Raw genomic sequence first — 24,852 nt, 5'->3', positions numbered from 1 at the left:
TAGTTTATGACAGGGGAACTTCAGGGAATGATAGTAATATAATCAATTCAGTTTGCCAAACAAAGAGATTAATCTTACGATTATAAAGGAGCGTTTGAATCATGAAAGCATGGCAACTCAAAGAGTCTGGAAGCATTGATAATTTAAAGTTGGAAGAAGTAGACGATCTCCAAGCAAAAGCCGGGGAACTGGTAGTCAAAGTGATCAGTACAGCCCTCAATCCTGTCGACTACAAGCTGGTTGAATCGGGTCACCCTGAATGGCAGTATCCCCACACGCCGGGTGTCGATCTATCAGGCGAAGTGATGGCAGTCGGGGAGGGCGTCGAAGCATTTGAAGTCGGCGACCGTGTCGCCATCCATACGGATTTGAGCAAACCGGGAGCATTTGCTGAGCAGGCAGTCGTCAATGCTTCAGCGGCAGCAAAGATACCTGAAGGTGTTTCATTTGATGAAGCCGCCGCCATCCTGACTGCAGGTATGACGGCGTATCAGGCAGTCATCCAGAAGCTAAGCGCTGCTGAGAAGGAAACGATCCTTATTCATGGCGGCTCAGGCGGTGTCGGTGGGTTCGCGGTGCAGCTCGCAAAAAAACTTGGTCACACTGTATTCACTACCGCGTCTAAAGACAGTCACGATAGGGTGAAGACACTTGGCGCCGATGTGGCAATCGATTATAGGAATGAAAATGTGACAGAGCGCATCATGGAAGAAACGCATGGTGAAGGGGTCGATTTGATTTTCAATACAGTCAGCTCGGACGAAGCAACGGCAGACCTCGATCGACTCGCTTTTTCGGGACAATTGGCCTACATTGCCGGGGCACCAGATATGAGTGGTATCAAACCATTTACGCTCTCTCCTTCCACCCACGAAGTGGCACTTGGTGCTGCGCACGCCAGCGGCTCTAAAAAAGCCGTTGACAACCTGGCGCATATGGCAAGTGAACTGATGGGGCAACTGGACAAGGGCGACTTGGACCCAGTGATTGATAAAATACTTTCTCGCGAAGCACTACCCGAAGGACTGAAGATGTTGAAGGATAACGAGACCAACGGCAAGATCATCGTCAGAATGCAAGATGAATAGAATGGTGAAGCAGGCGGCATCTACACGGATGCCGCCTGCTTTTTACATACTATCATTCCTAAGCCTTAAGTACGATCATTTTAGCATTTGAAACAAAGGGGTTGTGAAAGTCAGATCACCGTGATATAGTGGCTACCTACCGGTCGGTAGTCAAATAATGAGGTGACAATAATGAATAATAATATATTTAAAAATCGGACATTCGTGCTACTTTTCTTTGCCAGTCTGTTTGCGGTCGTCGGCTTCAGCATGTTTCTGACCACCACCACGTGGTATGTCATCCGGGTCGTTGATATGAACAATATGCTCGGCATCGTACTGATCGCCATTACAGTGCCGCGGCTCGCCATGATGACTTACGGCGGTGTCGTCGCGGATAAGTACAAGAAGACGACCATCATGTTTTATACAAATTTGTCGCAGGCGCTGCTCCTGCTCATACTGACGCTCCTTCTATTTAACGGTGCGCTGACAGTCGTATGGCTGCTTATCATCGGTGGCCTGTTCGGTATGCTCGATGCGTTTTTCGGACCAGCAAGTACATCGATGATTCCGAAAACCATTGAGAAATCTAAATTGCAGAAGGCAAATGCCTATTTCCAAGGTGTCGATCAGATCAGTTTCATTATCGGTCCGGCGCTAGCTGGCATCATCATGGAGGTGTCTTCTGTCACTACAAGCTTTTTTGTCGCTTTCATACTGGTTGGTCTCTCAGCAGTATTCGTGTTCCCACCGTTGATACGGGAGGCGGCAGTCGAAAAGACAGACAGTCAGACACCCGTACAGAATCTAAAGGAAGGGTTCAGTTACGTGAAGGCATCGAAGTTTTTAATGATCGGTATTCTCGTGCTGATCACCATGAACTTTTTCATTTTCGGTACACTGCAGATCGGCATGCCCCTGATTGTCGACTTGCTCGGTGGCACGCCGATCAACTTGAGCTATATGGAAGTCAGTTTGAGTACAGGGATGATTGTGGGTACATTGATCTTAGGCAAGTTCTACGTCAGAAGAAAGGGACTGGTGACACTATACGGTCTGGCTGCTGCATTGTCCCTTTATCTTTTCTTCGGTTTCCTTAATCATCTGATATTACTCGCCATCGTGCTCTTCTTCGTAGGATCAGCCATGTCATTCGTCTTCGTCCCGTTCTTCACAGCGGCACAAGAAATCACAGAAGGGCGGATGATGGGCCGTGTTATGAGTCTAATCTTTTTGGCGATGAACGGGTTTGACCCGATTGCCTACGCCATCGTCAGTATTTTGACGAGCATCGGGGTATCCATCCAGATTGTTATCGTCATATTCGCAGTCATTGGTATAATGATTACAATTGGTCTTTTCGTCAAAGCAAAAGACTATCGTACACAGATCACGTGATAAAGACTCACCAAAGGAGTTTTACTGATGGAAACGAAAGAAAGTATTATAGTGGAAAGTCGCAATTTCTTCGGTACGTTCGGATACGAAGCGACTTCCATGTCGATGATCGCAGAGGCTGTGGCCATCAAAAAGCCCTCCCTCTATTCCCACTACAAAAGTAAGGAAGATATCTTCAAGGATGTACTGGATAAAGAAATGCAAGACTATATCGCACACCTCAAAAGCGTACTAAACGACAATCAAAAACGCGTGATGGAAATTCTTCATGATCTGATGAAGACGATGTCTCTTGATAGTACAGGTGACGCCAGTGCGGATTTTTACTATCGCTACGCAAGATATCAGCCACAGGAGCTAAAGGACTATATCATGGAAAGATATACAGAATCTGAAAATACTGCCAGGGTCCTATTCGACGATATTATAGAGCGGGGGAAACGGGAAGGGGAGATCGATGCTGAGTTGTCTAACGCTCAGATCTATTCAACCTATTTCCTTCTCTTGGATGGACTGGCTGTTACGCCGGATTTCTACGGGAAAACCTACCAGGAGGGTGAGTTCGACCGTGTATGGGAAGTCTTCCAAAGAGGTATCAGACCAGCTTCAGTCTAAAAATGATGCGAAAAAAGCGCAGGTTCCTTAAAGGACCTGCGCTTTTCTTATTGGTTTTCGAAGAAATCCTTCAGCACTTTAACGGCTTGGGTGAGATCTTCGATGTGGGTGAATTCTTCAGGGCTGTGACTGATGCCTCCAATACTTCGGACAAATAGCATCGCAACGGGGAACTGTGTCCCGACGCTCATGGCGTCGTGACCCGCGCCACTTGGCAGGTGAATCGGCAGTAGGTCGTGGCGCTTGAATGACGCTTCCATACTGTCGATGATTTCAGAATCAATGGGAATCGGCAGAATACGGGTAGTCAGATCAGTGTCAACAGTGATGTCACTGTCCTTTACAATGTCGTGCGCATGATCCGCGACGGCTTGGATCAGTTTCGATTGGTGCGCTTCATCGATGTCACGTGCATCGACGACAAGTTCAACCTGGCCTGGAATCACGTTGACGCCGCCTGGACTCACAGTCATTTTACCGACAGTGGCGACAGCGGTCGGACTGACGCTTTTGGCGATTTCAGGAAGCGTACTGATAAACTCCGATGCTTTGACGAGGGCATCTTTACGCTCGGTCATCGGTGTGCTGCCCGCGTGCCCTGCCACACCATGGAATGTAACTTTCGTCCGTGTTGCCCCGGCGATACCACTGACGATGCCGACGGGTAGATTTTTTTCTTCAAGCTGCTTTGCCTGTTCGATATGGATTTCTGCGTACATCGCAATCTGCTTGGCGGGTCCTTCCGCATTGAGGAACTGTTCTCTGTTTGAGCCGATGTTGCCGATGACCTCGTCGAATGTCTGACCAAATGGGTCACGGTACTTGTCGAGTTCAGCTTCCTCGATCATTCCCATAAAGGCCCGACTGCCGGTCAGTCCGCTGCTGAACCGGCTACCTTCCTCGTCTGAGAATATGACGACTTCAAAATCATATTTCGGTCTGTATGATGCCTCGTGCCAGAGTGTCACGATCTCGAGTGCTGTCAGTACGCCTGCCGCCCCGTCAAAATGTCCACCATCGGGCACAGTATCAATATGGGAGCCGGCCATGAATACTTTGGAGTCATCTGCACCTTTATAGGTTCCAAATACATTGCCAGCACCGTCTTTTCTGACGTGCATGCCAATATCCGCCATCCACTCGATCACCTTGCTCTTTGCTTGCGATTCCGCTTCAGAATACCCCATTCTTTTGGCGCCCTCGTTTTCCGTCCGGCCGATTTTGGATATTTCAAGTATCCGCCGATGGAGCCGCTCGCTTGTCCTATCGTCGAGTTTTTCTGCGGACATCTTCTCTGTAAACACTCTCATTATCATTTCTCCCTTCACTTCTTCTCTTTGATAATAAACCATGAAGGTTTATAATAAAAGTTAGAATATTCAGTAGAGGAGTGGGCGGATGGAAATCAAGCAATTTTCGGAAAACGCACTGACGATTCACCTGGGTGACGAAATTGATGAGCAAATCAACCGTCAGCTCGTGGCCTTGCGTCATCGTATTGAAGAGATGACTTTCCCTGGAATCGAAGAAATTGTGCTTTCCTATACGAGTCTCATCATCTATTTTGATATTTTTAAAACGGATGTGACCGCCCTGAGGGAAGCGGTCGGAAAGGTTGACGAATCATCACTGCTTGAAGAAAAGGTCTCATACCGTGTGATTGAAATTCCGGTGTGCTACGGCGGTGAATACGGCCCGGATATCGAAAGCTTTGAATCTGATGGATTGTCTCCAGAAGAGGTGATTGCGCTGCATGCCAATAAGGAATACCTCGTCTATATGCTTGGTTTCATGCCAGGGTTTCCTTATCTTGGAGGACTCGACGAACGGCTTTATAAAGCACGGCTTGAAACGCCGCGTGTGCGCATACCCCCGGGGTCCGTCGGCATCGGGGGCAAGCAGACAGGCATGTACCCATTCGAATCCCCAGGCGGTTGGCACCTGCTCGGCAGGACCCCCGTGCCATTGTTTGATCGTGGCCGGGAAGAACAGATTCTCTACGAAGCGGGAGACAGGATTGTCTACCGCCCAATCGATCAAGCCGAGTTCAAGGAAATTGCCGCCCGTATCAAAGCGGGAGAGTACGATATCCAATTTGAAGTGAGGGAGGGGTAATCATGACATTAAAAGTGACAGGCCCCGGACTTTATTCGACAGTTCAGGATCTTGGAAGGTTCGGCCACCAGTCTCAAGGATTTTCACCAGCAGGTGCGATGGACTACCGGGCGCTCATGCTCGCAAACCAGCTGCTCGGCAATGATGAAAACGCCGCTGGCATTGAGATGACTTACAAAGGTGCTGCATTTGAAGTGCTGAAAGATACCATCCTCGCAACAGCGGGGGCAGATATGGAAATGCAGATTGACGACATGGACTGTCCATCAGGCGTGGCGATCCACGTCTCAAAGGGCAGCTCAGTTAAGTTTGGGTCAGCGCGTGGTGCCCGGACATACTTGGCGGTCTCCGGTGGGTTCAAAGTCACACCGGTGCTCGGCAGCGCCTCGACCCATGTCCGTAGCGGTATCGGCGGATGCGGGGGCAGGACACTCGAAACCGGGGACGTCCTCCATTCAGTCGGAGGTGGGACTATAAGGCCGTATAAAATACGCGAGTCGGAAGCGGATGACACCATCAGGGTCATACCCGGACAGCAGTTTGACCGATTCAATGGTGAAATGCAGGCGCGGTTTTTCAGTGCTCCGTACAGTCTGACAAAAGATTGCGACCGTATGGGCTTCCGGCTTGATGGTGCTGAGCTCACGGCGACACCAGACCACGACGTTTTGTCCGAACCAACACAGCTCGGCAGCATTCAAGTACCGAAAGGTGGTCAGCCGATTGTATTGCTCAATGACAGGCAGACAGCTGGCGGTTATGCACGCATTGGGACAGTCGCGCGTGTAGACATTCCGAAGTTTGTGCAGAAAAAGCCGGGAGATATAGTGGAGTTTACAAAAATAACAGCTGAAGCAGCCAGTGCATTGTACCAAGAAGAGATGACACGCATTAGAAATGGGGACTATCTCGAAGTCAATAACCTGTTCCACGCACACGTGAGGCCTTCAGCACGGAAAGTCGCAAAAATAATGGAGAGGTGATAATGGTGGATATCGAAGAAATAAGGGCATATGCAAAACTGTTGAAGGAAGAGAATCTCAAAGTACTAAGCATAGAGGACGGTGATGTCAAAATACATCTCGAGGCAAAAGGCGCATCCAAAGAAGCATCTATCGAGACGGGGGCATCGGTGCAGAGCGACGCGGCGGCACCGGACGCACATACGGTCGCTGCCAAACAGGTCGGTACATTTTTTATTGAGAAGGAAGAGAATAGTGACGAAACATTTGTTTCCGTCGGAGATGTTGTGAGTGTGGGCGATACACTTGGCGTCATCGAGGCGATGAAGGTCTTCAATGAAGTAAAGGCCGATGTAGCGGGTACCGTGGAAGAAATTCATGTCGGCAATGGGGAGAGTGTCGAGTACGATCAGCCACTTTTCTCCATAAAGCCAAAGGAGGACTAGTGTGAAGAAAGTGTTGATCGCAAATCGCGGCGAAATCGCCGTCAGAATCATCCGGACGTTAAAAGAGATGGATGTGCGTAGTGTCGCGGTCTACTCTACAGCGGATCGTGATAGTCTCCATGTTGCCTTGGCAGATGAAGCGATCTGTATCGGGCCGGCGAAAAGCAGTGACAGCTATCTCGATTTCGATGCGATTGCTGCCGCCATCGAAGTGAGTGGTGCGGATGCTGTTCATCCTGGCTATGGTTTCCTATCCGAATCAGAAGCTTTCGCCAGACGCATGGAGGAAATGGGGATCACCTTCATCGGTCCGACGGCGGACACGATCTCCCGCATGGGAGATAAAGCAATGGCGCGCCAGACGATGAAAGCTGCAGGCGTACCGGTCATCCCCGGCAGTGACGGGGTTGTCGATGGCTTTGGGGAAGTGGAAAAGGTCGCACAAAATATTGGCTACCCGCTTGTCATCAAGGCAGTATCTGGCGGGGGCGGCAAAGGCATGCGTTTCGTGCATGATCAATCCGCACTCGAAAAACAGTATAAAGATGCTAAAAAAGAAGCGAAGAATGCGTTTGGTGATGATCGGATCTATATCGAAAAGTTCATCGAACGTGCACGCCACATCGAAGTGCAGGTCGTCGGTGATGGGCGAGGGGAAGCCATCCACCTGTTCGAACGGGATTGTTCCATCCAGCGCAACAATCAGAAACTGATAGAAGAAGCACCGGCCGCGGTGCTGGATGCAGCATTGCGTGACGATATCACCAGGCGTACAGCAGAAGCGGTGGCAAAGCTCGACTACAGAGGGGCTGGGACGGTCGAATACTTATACGTTGAGTCGGAAGCGGCCTTTTATTTTATTGAAATGAATACACGCATCCAAGTGGAGCATACGATATCGGAAGAAATTACAGGCATTGATATCGTCAGACTCCAGATTGAAGTGGCTGACGGTAGGCCTTTGCCTGTGACCCAAGATCAAGTAACCATTAACGGATTTGCGATCGAGTGCCGCATCAATGCGGAAGATCCGTCGGATAATTTCATGCCAGCCCCTGGGCCCATCAACACCCTGCATTTCGGCATGGGACATGGCGTAAGAATCGATTCGCATATTTATCCAGGATATACGGTGCCGCCGTACTATGACTCTATGATTGCTAAGGTCATCGTCCACGCACCTTCAAGAGATGCGGCAATACAAAAGATGATGCACGTGCTTGATGAGACAGTCATCGGTCCGGTCCGGACGAACCTCGATTTCCAGCACTATTTGATGCAACATCCGAACTATCGGTCCAATACAGTGGACATCAAGTTTCTTCTGAATAATCGCATTACCGAGTAGAAAGGGGACCAATCATGTATACAGTAGATTTGAACGCTGATCTTGGAGAGAGCTACGGCAACTATTCGATTGGCAACGATGATGAGATCATTCCGTTGATCTCATCAGCAAATGTTGCGTGTGGATTCCATGCGAGTGATCCATCAGTCATGCTTGAAACTGTCCAGTTGATCAAAAAAAGTGGGACGACTGGCATCGGTGCGCATCCTGGATTTCCGGATTTAATGGGGTTCGGTAGAAGGTATATGGATATGTCGATGCCGGAAGTGCATGCAATGGTTGTATATCAACTCGGCGCACTGGACGGCTTTTGCCGCATGGCGGGAATCGAGATGAACCACGTTAAACCGCACGGCGCCCTGTACAATGCAACATTCAATGATATGGCGTTAGCTGAAACCATCGCCCAGGCAGTAAAAGCATACAATCCGTCGCTCAAACTGATGGGACTATCCAACCAGAACTTAGTGAAAGCAGGGATGGCAGAAGGACTTGCAGTTCGACACGAAGTATTCGCAGATAGGGCCTATGAAGATGATGGCACATTGGTCAGTCGCAGAAAAGAGGGGGCCATGATCACTGACACTAGAGAAGCGGTCCGCCGGGTCGTGCGCATGGTCAAGGAAGGACGCGTGGAGAGTGTGAACGGTAAGGATATCGAGATTCAGGCTGACAGCATCTGTGTCCATGGCGACGGGGCTAAAGCACTCGAGTTCGTCAAGGAAATCAGAAAACAGCTCGGTACAGAAGGAGTTACTACACAGACAATGTAGAGAGGGGTTCGAGTATGGAGAATAAGCCAAAAATGACTGCAGTACAGCGTCGACTATTGTTCGGTGCCATATTCCTAATGGCGACCTCATCAATTGGGCCTGCGTTCCTGACACAGACAAGTGTGTTTACCGAACAGTTCCTAGCCAGTTTCGCGTTCGCCATTCTGGCATCCATCATCATTGATATCGGTGCTCAGCTCAACATATGGCGGGTGCTGAGTGTATCCGGTAAAAGGGGACAGGATGTAGCCAACGCGGTGTTCCCGGGTCTTGGCTATCTGATTGCCTTTCTCATCGTTCTTGGAGGCTTTGCATTCAACATCGGTAACGTCGCCGGCGCAGGTCTCGGGTTTAATGCCATTTTCGGATGGGACCCGCGTATCGGTGCGGCAATTGCTGGTATTACCGCCATCGCTGTCTTTCTACTTAAAAATGGGCGTGCGGTCATGGATGTCATCATCCAGATTCTTGGCGTATTGATGATTGCCATTACGGCATTCGTCATGATTCGTTCAAACCCACCATATGGTGAAGCGGCCTACCGGGCAATTCTGCCAGAAGATCCGATGACACTCTTTTTACCAATCGTGACGCTAGTCGGTGGTACGGTCGGGGGCTACATCACATTTGCTGGGGCCCACCGATTGATCGAAGCAGGGGTCACAGGGCCTGACAACCTCAGTTTCGTCAGCAAAGCGGCCAACTACGGCATTCTAACAACCGGTGTTATGCGTGTGCTGCTGTTCTTGGCAGTACTCGGTGTCGTCGCGGGTGGAGCGACTCTCAATCCCGACAACCCGCCGGCATCCGTCTTCCAAATTGCGCTCGGTGATATCGGCATGCAGATATTCGGTCTGGTCCTAGTCGCTGCTGCACTCTCCTCCGTCATCGGTTCAGCCTACACAAGTGCTTCATTCCTGAGATCACTCCACAGAGTATTTGACGACTATAATAACATTGTCATCATTAGCTTCATTGTCATTTCGACGGTGATTTTCACTCTCGTCGGACGACCGGTCACTCTGCTGATTTTAGCGGGCGCCTTCAATGGTTTGATCTTGCCACTCACGCTCGGAGCAGTATTGCTCGCTTCAAGAAACAAAAAGATTGTCGGTGACTACCGTCATCCGACCTGGATGATCATCTTTGGTATCATTGCAGTCATTGTTACTATCGGCGCAGGTATCATTTCACTGCAAGGTCTACAGGATCTCTGGAACGGATAGGAGGATAAACATGGAAGCAAGACAGTTGCGCAAGAAAATAAGGCAGGGCGTGTTCGACGGGACCACCTCTGGTGCCAGTGGGGAGAATGTTCAGGCCAATATCGTCATTCTGCCAAAATCGTATGCATTTGATTTTCTGCTCTATGCTATGAGAAACCAAAAAGCCGTACCGATTATCGAAGTGATAGAAGATGGCAAGGTCGAGAGTATATATGCAGAAGGCTCCGATATCCGCACCGATGTCCCGAAATACAATATCTACAAAGAAGGTGTGCTAACTGAGACAGTAGCGGATATCCGAGACTACTGGCAGTCCGACTTCGTCACCTTCCTGATTGGATGCAGCTTCACTTTCGAACAAGCGATTCTTGAGGCAGACATCGAAGTGAAACACATTAAGCAGGGGAGAAATGTCGCAATGTACAAAACAGATATCGCGACCACCTCAGCCGGTATCTTCTCAGGCGAATTGGTCGTATCGATGCGACCGTTTGAAAAACCCTTAGTGGACCGAGTGTCAGACATAACGGCACAGTTCCCGAACATGCATGGTCGGCCGGTCCACTACGGAGATCCATCTGCTATTGGTATCACTGATATCATGCACCCAGAATACGGAGAAGCAATAGATATTGGCGAAGACGAGGTACCAGTGTTCTGGGCATGTGGAGTGACACCGCAGAATGCGGCGCTCAACGCCAAACCAGAAATTATGATCACCCATGCCCCCGGTCACATGTTTGTGACGGATATGTACAACGAAGACTTCAAGACCACATAATTATTTGTTTTTTAACGAAATTTTTCAAGTTGGTCGCAATTTCGTCAAATTTAGGCTTTATTTCCTAGTGGTTTTATAGGTATAATAAGCAAAAAGAATAAGAAGGTGGAAAAATGAAGAAGCTGTATATGTTTTTGTTCGTCTTCATACTGGCGCTTGCTGGGTGCACAGATGACAGTAATGTAGAAGAACAGGCTGCAGAGTCAGAAGGTGAGAACAGTGGTGGGGAAGATATCGACTTCAGCCTACTGGCAATGCCAAGTTCTTTAGATCCACATGCAGCGAATGATGGCTATTCACTGTATGTTATGATCAATATCTACGAGACATTGGTCCGCATGAATGAAGATTTAGAACTTGAACCAGGGCTCGCAGAGTCTTATGAACAAGTCGACGATACGACATGGGAATTCAAATTGCGTGAAGGTGTGACTTTCCATGATGGCAGTCCATTCAATGCAGAAGTCGTCAAAGCCAATCTCGATCGTGTCCGTGACCCTGAAGTCGGTGCACCACTCGAGTTTCTATTTACTGAAATTGAAGAAGTGGAAATCGTGGATGACTACACTGTAAACATCCATACCGCGAGACCATTTGCAGCATTACCAGCACACTTGGCACATCCGGGCGGTAATATGATCAGCAAGGAAGTCATCGACCGTGACTACGAAAATATGGAGGATGGCGGCCAGCCGTTAACAGAGGTAAATGCCGATCCAGTCGGTACCGGGTTCTTTAAATTTGAGGAAATCGCAGAAGGCGATCACATTACACTGACGCGTAACGAAGACTACTGGGGCGAACCGGCAAGTCCAGCTTCCGTCACATTCAAAGCTGTACCTGAAGATGGTACAAGAATTGCTGAACTTTCAACAGGGGATGCAGATCTTATCTATCCGGTGAATCCAAGTGATGTTGCACGCATCGATGACACTGATGGTGCAAGGGTCGAGCAGCACGAAAGTGCCAGCATGTCATACATGGGCTTCAACGTTGAGAAGGCACCTTTTGATGATCCGGACGTCAGACGTGCCATTGCGATGGCTATCGATAAGGAATCCATCATCAATGAGATGCTTGAAGGCATCCCTGCTGTAGCTGAGACACCACTCAATCCGACTGTCAACGGCCATAGTGATGATCTTGATCCGATTGAATACGATAAAGAAGCTGCCAAACAGTTGCTTGAAGAGAGTGGACACGGCGATGGCTTTACAGCTGAAATCGTCGTCAATGATCGCACAACTTCAGATATTGCCACATACATCCAGCAGGAACTGAGCGATCTCAATATCACACTCGAGATCAACCAGATGGAATCCGGCGCCTATCAGGAATATACGGCTAACGGTGAACATGACCTCTTCATGGGTAGCTGGGGTACTGTGACTTTGGACGCAGACTATGGACTCTATCCAATGTTCCATTCAGACAACCATGGTGCACCGGGCAACCGTACCCGATTTGCTAATGATGAAGTGGACCAACTACTTGACGCAGCACGCACGGAAACAGATGAAGCAACACGTATGCAGGAATACGCGGATGCTCAGCAGATTATCATTGATGAAGCACCGCTCGTCCCAATTTACCATTCAGTACTGCTTGCAGGTATTAACGATGATCTAGAAGGCTACTATCAGTACCCGAGTAGCTTCCCATATCTTAAAAATCTTGAATAAATATGAGCTCCCATCTTTTAGATGGGAGCTTTTATTATAATCTGGTATAGTTATTGGGAATCAGGTTAATGAAAGGATGAGAGCATGAAGACTTTGCTTCTGACGGGGTTTGAACCCTTTCTGCAGTTTGAGGAAAATCCGACGGGTACAGTTGTAGAACATTTCGATGGTGAAACAATAGGGGACTTTAAAATAGTGGGACGGGTGTATCCGGTTGTATTCGATCAGATTAACGACCTAATTTCACGGGATATCGATGCCATCCAGCCAGATGCGATTATTAATTTAGGTCTTGCAGGCGGTAGACATACAGTGCACGTTGAACGTATTGCCATCAACTGTATTGATGGTCGTACAGATAATGCGGGATTCAATCCAGACGGTGAGAAAATCGATGAATCGGGGCCGGACGGTCTATTCTCTACGTTGCCGATCAAACGTATCGAAAAAGCTTTAAAATCGCATAATATACCTGCTGATATTTCAAATACTGCAGGAACATATCTGTGTAATAATTTGATGTTTACAACGCTTAACATATTGAGACAAAAAGCTTTGGATATACCGGCTGGCTTTATCCATGTGCCGGCCCATCACGAAATCGGTACAGAGCTCGGTGTACCCAGCTGGTCCCAAGACGACATCAATAAGGCGATCGGCATCGTACTAAAAACTATATAGTAATGAATAGAGGAGGATGACTATGGAACTCAGGGGTGTAGAAGATTACGATGCAATGAGTGTGCTTGCAGCACAGACAGTATACGATAAAATCGTTAACTCCGAACGTCTGGTGCTCGGACTGGCAACAGGATCGACGCCGGAAGCGATGTACGATCATCTTGCAGAGATGCTGAATGAAAACGAAGTTGATCTGTCCCACGTATACACTGTCAACCTCGATGAGTATGTCGGATTGGCAGATGATCATCCACAAAGTTATCACCAGTATATGGACACTCTGTTCTTCAGCAAAGTAAATATACCTAAGGACCATACATTCTTGCCAGACGGTAGTGCACAAGATCTAGAAGCTGAAGTCGAACGCTATGAGCAACTGATAGCGTCTCTCGGAGGTGTCGACCTTCAGGTTCTTGGCATTGGTAGAAATGGACATATCGGCTTCAATGAGCCGGGCACGCCGTTTGACTCCAGAACCCACGTCGTTGATCTGACGGAGACGACGGTAAACGACAATGCAAGATTTTTCGACACCGTGGATGAAGTGCCGAAGCAGGCAATCACGATGGGATTAGAAACCATCATGAACGCCCGGTCCATCCTCTTGCTTGTATCCGGTGATGAGAAGGAAGAGGCGCTCGAGTGCATGATCGACTGCGAAGTATCAGAGGAGCTGCCGGCAACCATTCTGCAACTCCACCGTGATGTGACTGTCATTGCAGACGACGAGGCACTTGAATAAAAATACTGGAAAATCTGCATTTAAAGTTCTCATTTGAAGCTTTTAGGGTATAATTACTATAAGAAGGGAAGTGGTGAGTATGATGGCTATAATTATTATTGCGGGTTCGATTCTGCCACTTTTGGCAATGGGGTATTTGGTACAGACGGACACATGGAAAGAAGCGCAACGAAAAAATGAATAGACATGTTAAGTAAGAGGCATGCCATGTTGGCATGCCTCTTACTGTAGTGAACGCTATTCTTTTCTGATACGCTTTAGATTTTTGAAGATACCGTTACTTGTCGATAATACGCTGTTCCGGTAGATGCTTGCCGCAAGCATAATGGCGAGTATAATCGAAGCAATAAGAATCAGAATGCCGATGAGCAGTGTAATCTGGCTCGTATCCGGGTTAATTGCTCGAAGTGGCATAACAAATGGTGTGAAGAGTGGGATATAGCTGGATATTTTGACCAGCATGTTATCTGCGCTTCCGAATACATTGAAGATTGCAATGTAGAACCCGATGAGTGAAAACATAGTAACCGGCAGGAGTGCTTGCTGAAGGTCTTCCATCCGGCTGATGAAGGAGCCGAGCAGTGCAGAAATCGATAGATATAATACGAGCCCGAGTATCAAGTAGATGACCGAGTAGATGATCATAGTGAGTGTCTGATCATCGGACTCTAATCCGAAGTCGGAAATGATACTACTGAAATCGAATAGTTGAATTGCGATTACGATGGCAATGATGAAAAGGCCAAGCTGCGTCAGGCTGACTAAGATCATTGCACTGATCTTAGCAAGTAGGTGTGTGACCGGGGGAACGCTTGAAACGATCATCTCGATGACTCTTGATGTTTTCTCCATAGCCACTTCTGTGCCGATCTGACTGGCATAGTTGATGATGATGAAAAACATAACGATGACCGTGACGTAGAATATGATCGTATTCAGTATATTGGTTTCAAACATTTCCGGCGCCATAGAATCAGATTCCGACTCTGCAAAATCATCGGCACTAGAAGCGATGTCATACGTAATTTCAGGAGGGGCACTTAATTGTTGCGCTTCTTCTGGTGAGAGATTTAACGCTTCGATAGTAATATTGCGCTGTACTTCCGCAAGTGCCGTTTCGATGGTATTCATCTGGTCAGCTGGAATTTCCTGATTCGCTGCAAGTGTAAACGAGAGAGGTTCTGTACCCTCCACGGTAAGCAGTGCTTCTGCTGAACCCGTTTCCCCATCACTTTCGGTAACATCAATATCTGTTTCGAGCGCATCCATGACTGCTTCAAACTGAGTTAGGAATGCTGCATCGCTTTCTACTTTAAGAGTTGTCAGTTCTTCGGAAGAATCGAAAATACCGATGATTTTGTCGAAGTTCGCACCGACGAATATGAGTAGAACAATGATAAGCGTACTGATCATGAAGGATTTGGCTCGAACCTTGGATAAGTATGTCTGCGAAAACGTAGCTAGGAACTTACTCATAGTTCATGCCCCACTTTCGAAATGAATATATCATTTATGGAAGGCTCATTGACTTGGAATCGTTTGAAGTAGCCGAGTTTGACAATTTCGTTATAGATAGGCTCAGCGTATGATTCATTTTCAATCTTAAGTATGTGTTTCTTTCTGACTTGTTTCATATCTACTACTCCTGGCATGTTACGCAAAAATCCAATATCGTGATCTCCCTCGATGATGATCTCTTTCTGACCGAAGTCGCTTTTGATCTCATCGATATTGCCGCTGATCACTTGTTTGCCTTTGTTCAGAATACATAACGATTCGCACAGTTCCTCTACATGCTCCATACGGTGGGTACTGAAGATAATGGTCGCGCCCTGCCGGTTCAAATCCTTGACTGCAGTCTTCAGGATTTCTACATTGACTGGGTCGAGGCCGCTGAACGGTTCGTCCAATATAATTAATTTCGGATTGTGGATGATGGATGCGATCAACTGGATTTTCTGTTGGTTTCCTTTAGATAGCTTCTCTATCCGTTTATTGCGGTTCTCAGGGACACCAAAGCGTTCGAGCCACTCTTCAAGTTTCGTGTCGACTTCCTTTTTTGACATGCCTTTGAGTTGACCGAGATAGCGGATCTGCTCATCGACTTTGAGTTTCGGGTGCAGCCCACGTTCCTCAGGCAGGTAGCCGATTTCATTTGTTACATTGTAGTCGATTTTTTGTCCATTGTAGGTGATTGTCCCTGCAGTCGGCTGAAGTAGTCCGAGAATCATGCGGAATGTAGTGGTCTTGCCAGCACCGTTTCCTCCAAGAAATCCATACATACTGCCTGTAGGGACATTCAAGTTGATTTGATCGACAGCAGTATGCTCGTTAAAGCTTTTGGATAGGTTCTTTAATTCCAGTGTCATGGTCATCCTCCTTTTTCACTATAAAGTCATTTTACCATAGAGTATTGAAGTGGGATAATATATACTGGATGAAACAAAATGACAAACGATTGGATGGTATGGACATGGATACTCGGACTTCTCTGAGAGATTTCATTGCGCTCCTTAGACAGACCCGGCTCAATAAAGGCCTTTTCGCTGCAGGAATCTTCTTGACGCTGATCGGTACCATCGGATCTCTGATCGTACCGCTTTTAACCCAGAGTTTTATAGATGGTTATGATCCAGAATTATTGTCGACAGGCCTCATCGCACTGATCATCGTCATTTTTGTATTGAGTGCCGCTCTTGACGGGGTGGCCTATTACATTTTGGCAAGGATCGGTCAGACGATTATCCTGAAACTCAGGGAACGTGTTTGGGATAAATTTCTGAAGCTGCCAATCGGTTATTTCGATCAGACGAAAAGCGGGGAGTCGGTCAGCCGGGTCGTCAATGATACGGCAATCATCAAAGATTTGATTACGAGTCACTTCCCACAGCTGATCAGTGGTATCATTTCTGTTATTGGTGCGGTGGTCATTTTATTTTTGCTCGATTGGCGTATGTCGCTGATCATGTTCGTCGCAGTACCAGCTTCTCTAGTAATCATCATCCCGCTCGGTCGGCGTATGAGCCGGATTTCTCGTGCGCTCCAGGATGAAACGGCACTATTTACAGGGAGGATACAGGAGACACTGAGTGAAATGCGGCTCGTGAAATCCTTTAACGGCGAAGCATTCGAGCGTAAGCGGGGCCAAAGTGGCATTCTTTCACTGTATAGCTATGGTATGAAGGAAGCATCAATCAATGCATTTCTCTCCCCGATTATGAGTACTGTGATGATGTTCGTCATCATTCTAATCATTGCTTATGGTGGTGTTAGAGTCTCAGAAGGGACGCTCAGCATGGGCACTATGGTGGCATTCCTTCTCTATCTCTTCCAAATTATTGTTCCAATGACGCGATTTGCTATGTTTTTTACGGAATACAACAAAGCACTCGGTGCCACCGAACGCATCATTGGCATACTCGGTAAAGCAGAAGAGGAGAATGAAAGTGCGTCGGATGCATCAGTCGAGTTCAATACGTTGGCATTCGAAGATGTTGCATTCGGCTATGAATCGCACAAGGAAATATTGCATCAGATCAGTCTCACTGCATATAACGGGGAGAAAGTGGCCTTTGTCGGACCGAGTGGCAGTGGCAAATCAACCATCTTCGCGCTGATAGAAAGATACTACGATATAGATGCCGGCAGCATTTCTATAGACGGTGTGGATATCCGCGATATCCCACTGAGTACGCTCAGACGCAATATCGGTTATGTCGCACAAGAGAGTGCCATCATTTCAGGTACCATTCGTGATAACATCACTTATGGGCTTCATGATGATGAATATACAGAGGCGGATATCGATCTCGCCGTCAGACGTTCTTATTCTAGTGAATTCGTCGAGATGCTTGAAGAAGGTCTAGATACTGAAGTTGGAGAACGCGGTATCAAGCTCTCTGGTGGACAGCGCCAACGCATCGGCATCGCCCGGGCATTTCTAAAAGATCCGAAACTACTCATGCTTGATGAAGCAACAGCAAGTCTCGATTCAAGATCGGAAAAGTTCGTCCAGGAAGCTCTCGATGATCTGATGCGCGGGCGCACTGTACTGGTCATTGCCCACAGGCTGTCGACCATCATCAATTCCGACCGCATCTTCTTTCTCGACAATGGCTATATTACAGGGGAAGGGACGCACCAGGAATTGATTGAGCATCATACAATGTATCGCATTTTTACAGAACAACAATTTGGATAAAGTGAAGAGGAATAAGCATGCGTCAATTACTTGAAGTGTTTCAACCGGTGATTCCGGTATTCATTCTTTTGTTCATCGTCGTGGTTGTTGTGGCACTGTTCATTAACAGTCGAGCCGGCTATCGCATGGACAGCATAAAAAAGAGAGTCGACTTCGTCGTCCATATCGGTTTGATGATGACAATCATCGGCATCCTGCTGGTGACACTGCTACCAAGCTCAAACCCTGAAAAAGTAACACAATTCATACCATTCTACAGTATACTGGATACGTTCGAGTATGCCACGGACTATGCCATCATTAACTCCATCGGCATGAACATCTTGCTTTTTGTGCCTTTTGGCCTGTTCATGTACCTGTTTACTAAAAATGAGTTTCTGACGACTATCATTGCCTGTTTGTTTTCAATCATTATAGAAACCCTTCAATACATCCTGCCGATTGGACGAATTACCAACATCGACGATGTGATATTGAACACGTCTGGAGCAATCCTCGGCATGGTGGTTGGTTTTATATTCTCAAAATTGGGAATTGTTTATTATTTTGTAAGTGCGGGTAAGAGGAAACCATAAGTATTAAGGGGGTATGTCGCATGCATAGTAAACTGAAAAGCTTAGGGGATGTGGAATTGCGCGGCAACGAAGTGATTGGACCTGAACTCGTCGGTACCATCGAATATGAAAAGAATGGTTGCCATTCCTTCTATGGCGCAATCATTCCGACGACAGAAAGAATATTCGTCAACATTAGGAGTGAAGATGGGATTGATAGGCACCCGGTGGAATACAAAGACATTACAGGCATCAGTACCGAAAATCTGTTGATGGTAGGGAACATCATTCATATATGGATTGGTAGAGAGATCAAGATCAGCATGAAGAGTGTTTCTGATGGGAAGCTCGACAAATTCTTAAGCTTCCTGTATAAATACAGATCCCGCCAGTTACGTCTCGATTCCGATGCAACAATGAAAAGCACCCAGAAAGCGGGCTAGGATACATTCTGGAAAAACCGAGCAAAGGCTCGGTTTTTTTATGTTTATATTCATTTTCTTTGAAAAAATCATTCGTGTATAATGAGGGGGAATCAGAGAAAGAGTGATGAAGAGATGAAATTAAGATTATTGATGGTCGTCTTGCTTGTATTCTTCATGGCAGCGTGCAGCAGTTTCAGGGAAACGGGTGTTTCAGACGATGGGACAATCCGGCAGGTTATGACAGAGCATACCGAACAGATTGATATCCCATCTGACCCTAAGCGGGTCGTACTTTTCCGAACGATGGATGTCGGTAATGCAAATCTTTTCGGCAGCAATGTCATTGGCGTAAATGAGGCTTTAAAAAATACCCGAATTGCAGACCGTCTTGATCCCGATATTACCTATTTAGCGCCTGGTGATATCGAGGAGCTTGAAGCCTTGGCACCGGACCTGATTATTACATTTGCACCTGACGAATATGTTTTTCAGTATCAGGAGATTGCACCGACAGTGCAGATGAGCTACGCAGCCTCGCCGTTCAGTCCGTTTCGTGACAGACTCTACTTGACGCATCTTCATAATCTTGGTGTTGTATTGAACAAGCAGACGGAAGCGGAAGTTCTCGGGGACGATTGGCTTGAAGAAACGTCCCGACTTCGGCGTGAAGCAGGAGAGGTCATCTTAGACAGTCAGGCTATCGTACTTGTAGAAGCTTCAGATTCATACTATGTGTATGGACAATATTCAGCATATGGTACTGAAGCGGTATATGACGTGCTTAGTTTTGGAATGGATCCAGCACTCGAGGAGACACTTCGGGAAGGGCCATTTGAAGTGACGCCTCAAGATCTCGGTGCCTATGAAGCAGATTACGTATTCGTCAATACGAAAAATGGCGGTGAGGCCCCAATCCAGGAAATTGCAAGTGCGATGGATATTTCAGAGGATCATGTCATCATACAGGATTACGCGGATTACCGCTTGAATGATCTCATTTCAATCGAAATGCAGACTGAGGATATTATAGAAAAGATTAGACCATAGGAGGGCACAATCATGGCGCAACAAAGCGTGTTTCCCGAGGAGTTCGGATACTACTTTTCAGAAGGCGGTTTCGAAAGGATTTATAGGCAAACGGTAAAAGATTTCCAACTTCAAATGGGTCTTGATACTTTTGTCGAAGCTGCGCATGCATTCAGTCAGGATGCGGGCGACTTTAAACTGAAACATTCAAATCAGCTCGAACCGGGAATCAAACGATACCAATGGGTGGATACAGATGAGAATCGTATGATTACCGTCGCTTACAGCACCGATGGTGAAATCATCGGTATCCAGTTTGACGTCTACGAAAAGTATACGTCGGACCGGGAGGTGTCCATCAATGCATATCGTCTGCCTTTTGAAGCGGATTGGTTCGTCCTTTGGGGCGGCAGCGACCGCTTCTTGAATTACCACTATCCATATGCCCACCAACGGTATGCCTATGATTTCATCCGTAAATCGAGTGGGTCCGCATTTGATGGAGATGAAGCGTCTCTTGAAGCTTACTATGCATTCGGCGCTTCTGTACTTGCACCAAGAGGTGGGGAGGTCGTCAAAGTGGTGAATGATGTCGTGGACAATCCACCGCATACTTCCAATATGTCAGCGCCTGAAGGCAACCATATCATTATCAGCCACGGCTATAATGAATATTCCCTCCTTGCCCATCTGAGACAGCATTCAATCACTGTAGAACAAGGAGATACCGTAGAAACCGGCACGAGGATTGCCCAGTGCGGCAACAGCGGCGCATCCGATACACCGCACTTGCACTTTCACGTCATGGATGGTGCAGACCCTCATACTTCTCAGTCCATACGCATCCAATTTACGGAAATGCGCGAGCCACGGCAAGGGGATACACTTAAAGGGAGACCCGGCCGATGATCATCAAGGCAAGCGGGCCGTTCGATTATGCATTGAACTATGCATTCATGGATCAGCAAGATGACTGCCTCTACCGTACTCATAACAACGTGATCAGAAAAGCAATCCAGCTTCATGGTAATGCTGTATTACTTGAAGTGAAAGCTGGACCAAAAGATGCTGTTGAAGTGGATGTTTTAGTGAACGATGGGGTAGAGGAAACCGATATAGAGGACTATGTTGTGGAGTGGCTTGATCTTGATTATGATATGGCGGCATTCTATGACTTTGCAAACCATGATCCAAGACTTCGCGGAATTGTCGAGGAACTATATGGCTACCGCATGATAGGCACACCCGACATCATGGAAGGGCTGACGTGGGCGATTCTCGGCCAGCAAATCAATATGCAGTTTGCTTTTGTTCTAAAGCGCCGGCTAGTCGAATATTTTAATCATTATGTCGAGTTTGAGGAAGAAAAATACTGGATAATGCCTTCTCCAGCAGAGATCCTTTCACTTGATATCGAATCAATGCGCAAGATGCAGATATCCTATAGAAAAGCAGAATACTTACATCGCTGTGCCGAGGGTATCCAAAAAAGCACCCTTTCAAAGACAAATCTGCAACAGATGGGAAGTTACGAAATAGTGCTCGAGCACTTGATCAGTGTGAAAGGAATTGGACCGTGGAGCGCCAATACCGTACTGATGCGTACATTGAAGTTTAGAAATGCAGTGCCGATCGGCGATGCAGGTCTTAGAAATGCAATCAAGATTACTGATAATCTTGATGAGAAACCGAGCGCCGACTACATCCGTTCGGTGACAGATGAATGGGGAGATAACGGTGCGTATGCAACAATATATATGTGGCGTATCCTTGGCTAGTTAAAAAAGCACCGATCATGCTAATGGTCGGTGCTTCGATATGGATCAGGCTATCAGCCACTGTCATTCTCCCTACGCAGAACAAGCACAAGAGAAACCATGCCAACAATCAATAAGCCGACAATCAGCAGGCCCTGCATTGATGGATTTATTATACCGTCTAAGAAGACGTAGATGGCGAATAGTGCAATAATGGTCAGCGTAAAATTCAGCCACTTCAATGTACTTCTGTTCATTCGACTGCTCCTTTTATATGGGGGTGCTCGAGTTTCTTTAAAAGCACTTTTCATAATGGTATCATATTAGTGAACTATAATTCTAAAAAGGAGGCTTATTGATGAACTATATTATGAGTATTCAACTACTTCCTCATCATCCGGGCGCTAAAGATCTATATAGCCATGTCGGTGGTGCGATTGAAATTATCGAGGATAGTGGATTGACCCACTTCGTCGGTCCAATGGAGACGACGGTGGAGGGAAGCATTGATGAATTGATGAATCTGATCAAGAAACTGAACAATCACCTGGCGAACGAAGGGTGCGATAAAGTGATTTCTAACATCAAGCTGATCCAGTCAACGGAAGAGATCCGAATCAAGGATATCCTCGGTGATTACTACGAGTTTGATGACGAAGAATAAAAAATGGTCTGTACTTTCGTACAGACCATTTTCTTTATTTTATAGGTTCACTTCGGATGTGGAAGCGTACACCGCGGGGGCCTTCCACACTGAACATGCCACCGATCCCCTCAACGACGTCCAGTGTCAACCGGGTATGTTTCCAATACTCATACTGTCGGTTATGCATGTAGAAAGGCACGCCTTCGACTTCGCCGAGTTTCACATCGGCAGCGCCAATCATCATTGTCCCTTCTTTCAGGCACATCGGACTCGAGCCATCACAGCAACCGCCAGACTGATGGAAGATGAGAGGGCCATGCTCAGCCTTGAGGTCTCTAATTAGAGCTTTAGCCGTTTCTGTCGCATCAACGGCATTCAGTGTTTCCATTTAGAAGAATCCTTTTGGTGATTCGCCATAGCTTACGAGCAGATTTTTAGTCTGCTGGTAGTGGCTGAGCATCATGAGGTGGTTCTCACGGCCGATACCACTCATCTTGTAACCACCGAACGCAGCATGCGCAGGGTAGTCATGATACGTGTTCACCCATACACGACCTGCTTGGATAGCGCGTCCGAATCTGTATGCTCTGTTTTGCGAGCGCGTCCAAACCCCCGCCCCGAGACCATAAAGCGTGTCGTTGGCGATGGAGATGGCTTCATCATCATCCTTGTAGGTTGCGACAGCAAGGACGGGACCAAAAATCTCCTCTTGGAAAATCCGCATGGTATTATCTCCTTTGAAAATAGTGGGTTCGAAGTAATAGCCACCTTCAATTTCTCCGTCGACTTCCTTGACGTTCCCGCCAGTCAAAATCTCAGCGCCTTCTTTTCTACCGATATCCAGATAAGAACTGATTTTCTCTTTCTGCTCTTTTGATGTCTGTGCCCCCATCATCGTATTGACATCGAAAGGATTGCCGACTTTGATCTGCTCGACACGTTGGACGACACGTTTCATAAATTCATCGAAGATGTCTTCATGAATGAGTGCGCGGGAAGGACATGTACAGACTTCACCTTGGTTGAGCGCGAACATAACAAGGCCTTCAATCGCTTTGTCAAGATAGCCATCATCCGCATCCATGACATCTTTAGCGAAGATGTTTGGTGATTTTCCGCCAAGTTCGAGCGTGACAGGAATAATATTCTGGCTCGCATTCTGCATGATGATACGACCTGTCGTTGTTTCTCCTGTGAAGGCGAGCTTGTTTATCTTGTCGTGTGTCGCAAGTGCCTGGCCGGCTTCTGATCCGAACCCATTGACGACATTAACAACACCTTTTGGAATCAGGTCACCCACAAGCTCCATCAGATGGAGGATGGTTGTTGGCGTTTGCTCTGCAGGTTTCAAGACGACTGAGTTACCTGCAGCTAGTGCTGGTGCAAGTTTCCATGTGGCCATCAGCATCGGGAAGTTCCAAGGAATGATCTGTCCAACAACGCCGATGGGTTCATGGAAGTGATAAGCGACTGTATCGTCGTCGAGCTGTGAAATTCCGCCTTCTTGCGCGCGGATGGCACCAGCGAAATATCTGAAATGGTCGACGATAAGTGGCAGGTCCGCGTTGAGCGTCTCTCTGACTGCCTTACCATTTTCGAACGTTTCAAGCACTGCCAGTTCTTCGAGGTTCTGCTCCACACGGTCTGCGATTTTCAAAAGGATATTGCTGCGTTCGGTCGGGGAAGTCTTTCCCCAAGATTCCTGAGCTTTGTGAGCCGCTTCCACTGCCTTGTCGATATCTTCTTGCGTGGATCGCGGTACTTTTGAAACTACTTTTCCGATGACAGGTGATTCGTTATCGAAGTATTCTCCATTGACCGGTGGCACCCATTCGCCGCCGATGTAGTTCTCGTACTGCTCTTTGATCTTGTACTGTGCATCCTGCTTGTTTGGAAAGTCGAATACCATTATGCATACCCCCTGTTTAATGTAGCTCCATTTTATTCGAATAGTCTGTTATTTGCAAGCGCTTTCAATAATTAGGTTTGGTTTCCCCTCAACATTTCAATTATAATAATTATATAGTCAATGAGCGGAGTGATGAAATTGGGAAAATGCCCTTACTGCGAACACGAATGGACATATAAAGAAAAACTTCTCGGCTATGCCCTGAAGCCGCGTACAAGAGTCAGATGTCCGAGGTGCAGAGAGTATCTTGAACCGTCGACGCTGACAATTATCTACGATTACATCGCAATACTCGGTGTTGCATTGATGGTTTTTTTGCTCATTCCAATCATGAAGTTGCCGATGGGGCTGTCGATAATATTAAGCGCAGTGCTACTCGCCATCTACTTAGGTGTCTTTCTTCCGAGTACTGTGCGTTTCAAAAGGTATCATTACAATATTGGAGATTAAAAGACGGGCTATATGCCCGTCTTTTTTAGTCAACTTGCTTATGTC

27 protein-coding genes are annotated in these 24,852 nt (G+C 47.1%); 21 read left to right on the top strand and 6 right to left on the bottom strand.

Annotated elements, in window-relative coordinates; all coding sequences use genetic code 11:
- Window positions 1-101: 101 nt before the first annotated feature.
- The 3 genes from ACFOJ8_RS05040 to ACFOJ8_RS05030 all read left to right on the top strand — a co-directional run bounded on the left by ACFOJ8_RS05040 (window position 102) and on the right by ACFOJ8_RS05030 (window position 3,083).
- Window positions 102-1,088 carry a zinc-binding dehydrogenase gene (locus ACFOJ8_RS05040; protein WP_380652608.1) on the top strand — a complete coding sequence of 329 codons (987 nt, stop codon included), beginning with the start codon at window positions 102-104 and terminating at the stop codon, window positions 1,086-1,088.
- A 171-nt stretch (window positions 1,089-1,259) separates the two neighbouring features.
- Window positions 1,260-2,468, top strand: coding sequence for an MFS transporter (locus tag ACFOJ8_RS05035; protein ID WP_380652610.1), 1,209 nt, complete (start codon window positions 1,260-1,262; stop codon window positions 2,466-2,468).
- 27 nt (window positions 2,469-2,495) lie between these two features.
- Complete coding sequence (locus ACFOJ8_RS05030; protein ID WP_380652613.1) at window positions 2,496-3,083, top strand: TetR/AcrR family transcriptional regulator; 588 nt, start codon at window positions 2,496-2,498, stop codon at window positions 3,081-3,083.
- A gap of 47 nt (window positions 3,084-3,130) precedes the next feature.
- Here the strand turns inward: ACFOJ8_RS05030 and ACFOJ8_RS05025 are convergent, their stop codons facing one another.
- Window positions 3,131-4,393, bottom strand: a complete 1,263-nt coding sequence (locus ACFOJ8_RS05025) for a M20 family metallo-hydrolase (protein ID WP_380652615.1) — start codon at window positions 4,391-4,393, stop codon at window positions 3,131-3,133.
- Window positions 4,394-4,481: 88 nt separating this feature from the next.
- Here ACFOJ8_RS05025 and pxpB point away from each other — a divergent pair, with 88 nt between their 5' ends.
- The 10 genes from pxpB to nagB all read left to right on the top strand — a co-directional run bounded on the left by pxpB (window position 4,482) and on the right by nagB (window position 13,839).
- Window positions 4,482-5,198: a 5-oxoprolinase subunit PxpB gene (gene pxpB, locus ACFOJ8_RS05020; protein ID WP_380652618.1), complete on the top strand. Its 717-nt coding sequence runs from the start codon at window positions 4,482-4,484 to the stop codon at window positions 5,196-5,198.
- A 2-nt stretch (window positions 5,199-5,200) separates the two neighbouring features.
- Window positions 5,201-6,181: a 5-oxoprolinase subunit C family protein gene (locus ACFOJ8_RS05015; protein ID WP_380652621.1), complete on the top strand. Its 981-nt coding sequence runs from the start codon at window positions 5,201-5,203 to the stop codon at window positions 6,179-6,181.
- A 2-nt stretch (window positions 6,182-6,183) separates the two neighbouring features.
- Window positions 6,184-6,606 carry an acetyl-CoA carboxylase biotin carboxyl carrier protein gene (locus ACFOJ8_RS05010; RefSeq protein ID WP_380652624.1) on the top strand — a complete coding sequence of 141 codons (423 nt, stop codon included), beginning with the start codon at window positions 6,184-6,186 and terminating at the stop codon, window positions 6,604-6,606.
- A 1-nt stretch (window position 6,607) separates the two neighbouring features.
- Window positions 6,608-7,954 (top strand): acetyl-CoA carboxylase biotin carboxylase subunit, encoded by a 1,347-nt coding sequence (gene accC / locus ACFOJ8_RS05005; protein WP_380652626.1) that lies wholly within the window; start codon window positions 6,608-6,610, stop codon window positions 7,952-7,954.
- A 14-nt stretch (window positions 7,955-7,968) separates the two neighbouring features.
- Window positions 7,969-8,727 carry a LamB/YcsF family protein gene (locus tag ACFOJ8_RS05000; protein ID WP_380652629.1) on the top strand — a complete coding sequence of 253 codons (759 nt, stop codon included), beginning with the start codon at window positions 7,969-7,971 and terminating at the stop codon, window positions 8,725-8,727.
- Window positions 8,728-8,741: 14 nt separating this feature from the next.
- Window positions 8,742-9,953, top strand: a complete 1,212-nt coding sequence (locus ACFOJ8_RS04995) for an NRAMP family divalent metal transporter (RefSeq protein WP_380652632.1) — start codon at window positions 8,742-8,744, stop codon at window positions 9,951-9,953.
- Window positions 9,954-9,963: 10 nt separating this feature from the next.
- Window positions 9,964-10,734 carry a putative hydro-lyase gene (locus tag ACFOJ8_RS04990; RefSeq protein WP_380652635.1) on the top strand — a complete coding sequence of 257 codons (771 nt, stop codon included), beginning with the start codon at window positions 9,964-9,966 and terminating at the stop codon, window positions 10,732-10,734.
- Window positions 10,735-10,847: 113 nt separating this feature from the next.
- Complete coding sequence (locus tag ACFOJ8_RS04985; protein ID WP_380652638.1) at window positions 10,848-12,416, top strand: glutathione ABC transporter substrate-binding protein; 1,569 nt, start codon at window positions 10,848-10,850, stop codon at window positions 12,414-12,416.
- Between the two features lie 84 nt (window positions 12,417-12,500).
- On the top strand, window positions 12,501-13,097 hold the full coding sequence (locus ACFOJ8_RS04980) for a pyroglutamyl-peptidase I (RefSeq protein WP_380652640.1): 597 nt from the start codon (window positions 12,501-12,503) through the stop codon (window positions 13,095-13,097).
- A 22-nt stretch (window positions 13,098-13,119) separates the two neighbouring features.
- Window positions 13,120-13,839, top strand: coding sequence for a glucosamine-6-phosphate deaminase (gene nagB / locus ACFOJ8_RS04975; protein WP_380652643.1), 720 nt, complete (start codon window positions 13,120-13,122; stop codon window positions 13,837-13,839).
- A gap of 237 nt (window positions 13,840-14,076) precedes the next feature.
- On the opposite strand, the gene ACFOJ8_RS04970 is transcribed toward nagB, so the two are convergent.
- Both ACFOJ8_RS04970 and ACFOJ8_RS04965 read right to left on the bottom strand, forming a co-directional pair.
- A complete protein-coding gene (locus ACFOJ8_RS04970) occupies window positions 14,077-15,315 on the bottom strand; it encodes an ABC transporter permease (RefSeq protein WP_380652645.1) in 1,239 nt (412 codons plus the stop codon).
- Entirely contained in the window at window positions 15,312-16,208 is an 897-nt protein-coding gene (locus tag ACFOJ8_RS04965; protein ID WP_380652648.1) for an ABC transporter ATP-binding protein, read from the bottom strand. The genes ACFOJ8_RS04970 and ACFOJ8_RS04965 overlap by 4 nt, the downstream gene beginning before the upstream one ends.
- 68 nt (window positions 16,209-16,276) lie before the next feature.
- Between ACFOJ8_RS04965 and ACFOJ8_RS04960 the strand changes: the two genes are divergently transcribed.
- The 6 genes from ACFOJ8_RS04960 (at window position 16,277) to ACFOJ8_RS04935 (ending at window position 21,823) form a co-directional block, all read left to right on the top strand.
- Window positions 16,277-18,040: an ABC transporter ATP-binding protein gene (locus tag ACFOJ8_RS04960; protein ID WP_380652651.1), complete on the top strand. Its 1,764-nt coding sequence runs from the start codon at window positions 16,277-16,279 to the stop codon at window positions 18,038-18,040.
- 17 nt (window positions 18,041-18,057) lie between these two features.
- Entirely contained in the window at window positions 18,058-18,615 is a 558-nt protein-coding gene (locus ACFOJ8_RS04955) for a VanZ family protein (RefSeq protein ID WP_380652654.1), read from the top strand.
- 20 nt (window positions 18,616-18,635) lie between these two features.
- On the top strand, window positions 18,636-19,037 hold the full coding sequence (locus ACFOJ8_RS04950) for a PH domain-containing protein (protein ID WP_380652657.1): 402 nt from the start codon (window positions 18,636-18,638) through the stop codon (window positions 19,035-19,037).
- 114 nt (window positions 19,038-19,151) lie between these two features.
- Window positions 19,152-20,066 carry an ABC transporter substrate-binding protein gene (locus tag ACFOJ8_RS04945; RefSeq protein WP_380652659.1) on the top strand — a complete coding sequence of 305 codons (915 nt, stop codon included), beginning with the start codon at window positions 19,152-19,154 and terminating at the stop codon, window positions 20,064-20,066.
- Window positions 20,067-20,078: 12 nt separating this feature from the next.
- A complete protein-coding gene (locus ACFOJ8_RS04940; protein ID WP_380652662.1) occupies window positions 20,079-20,954 on the top strand; it encodes a peptidoglycan DD-metalloendopeptidase family protein in 876 nt (291 codons plus the stop codon).
- Window positions 20,951-21,823 (top strand): DNA-3-methyladenine glycosylase family protein, encoded by an 873-nt coding sequence (locus ACFOJ8_RS04935; RefSeq protein WP_380652665.1) that lies wholly within the window; start codon window positions 20,951-20,953, stop codon window positions 21,821-21,823. Before ACFOJ8_RS04940 ends, ACFOJ8_RS04935 begins: the two co-directional genes overlap by 4 nt.
- 53 nt (window positions 21,824-21,876) lie before the next feature.
- On the opposite strand, the gene ACFOJ8_RS04930 is transcribed toward ACFOJ8_RS04935, so the two are convergent.
- A complete protein-coding gene (locus tag ACFOJ8_RS04930) occupies window positions 21,877-22,059 on the bottom strand; it encodes a hypothetical protein (protein ID WP_380652667.1) in 183 nt (60 codons plus the stop codon).
- 101 nt (window positions 22,060-22,160) lie between these two features.
- Here ACFOJ8_RS04930 and ACFOJ8_RS04925 point away from each other — a divergent pair, with 101 nt between their 5' ends.
- Window positions 22,161-22,466, top strand: a complete 306-nt coding sequence (locus ACFOJ8_RS04925) for a thiamine-binding protein (RefSeq protein WP_380652669.1) — start codon at window positions 22,161-22,163, stop codon at window positions 22,464-22,466.
- Between the two features lie 34 nt (window positions 22,467-22,500).
- Here ACFOJ8_RS04925 and ACFOJ8_RS04920 read toward each other — a convergent pair whose 3' ends face one another.
- Both ACFOJ8_RS04920 and exaC read right to left on the bottom strand, forming a co-directional pair.
- Window positions 22,501-22,836: a DUF779 domain-containing protein gene (locus tag ACFOJ8_RS04920; protein WP_380652671.1), complete on the bottom strand. Its 336-nt coding sequence runs from the start codon at window positions 22,834-22,836 to the stop codon at window positions 22,501-22,503.
- Window positions 22,837-24,357 (bottom strand): acetaldehyde dehydrogenase ExaC, encoded by a 1,521-nt coding sequence (exaC, locus tag ACFOJ8_RS04915; RefSeq protein ID WP_380652674.1) that lies wholly within the window; start codon window positions 24,355-24,357, stop codon window positions 22,837-22,839. It lies immediately after the preceding gene.
- 132 nt (window positions 24,358-24,489) lie between these two features.
- Here exaC and ACFOJ8_RS04910 point away from each other — a divergent pair, with 132 nt between their 5' ends.
- The gene (locus ACFOJ8_RS04910) at window positions 24,490-24,807 is read left to right on the top strand and encodes a TIGR04104 family putative zinc finger protein (RefSeq protein ID WP_380652677.1); all 318 of its coding nucleotides are present in this window, start codon (window positions 24,490-24,492) and stop codon (window positions 24,805-24,807) included.
- The last annotated feature ends 45 nt before the right edge of the window (window positions 24,808-24,852 follow it).

This window comes from Salinicoccus sesuvii (assembly GCF_042648145.1).
GTDB lineage: Bacteria > Bacillota > Bacilli > Staphylococcales > Salinicoccaceae > Salinicoccus > Salinicoccus sesuvii.
This window is presented reverse-complemented; position numbering and strand designations above follow the sequence as displayed.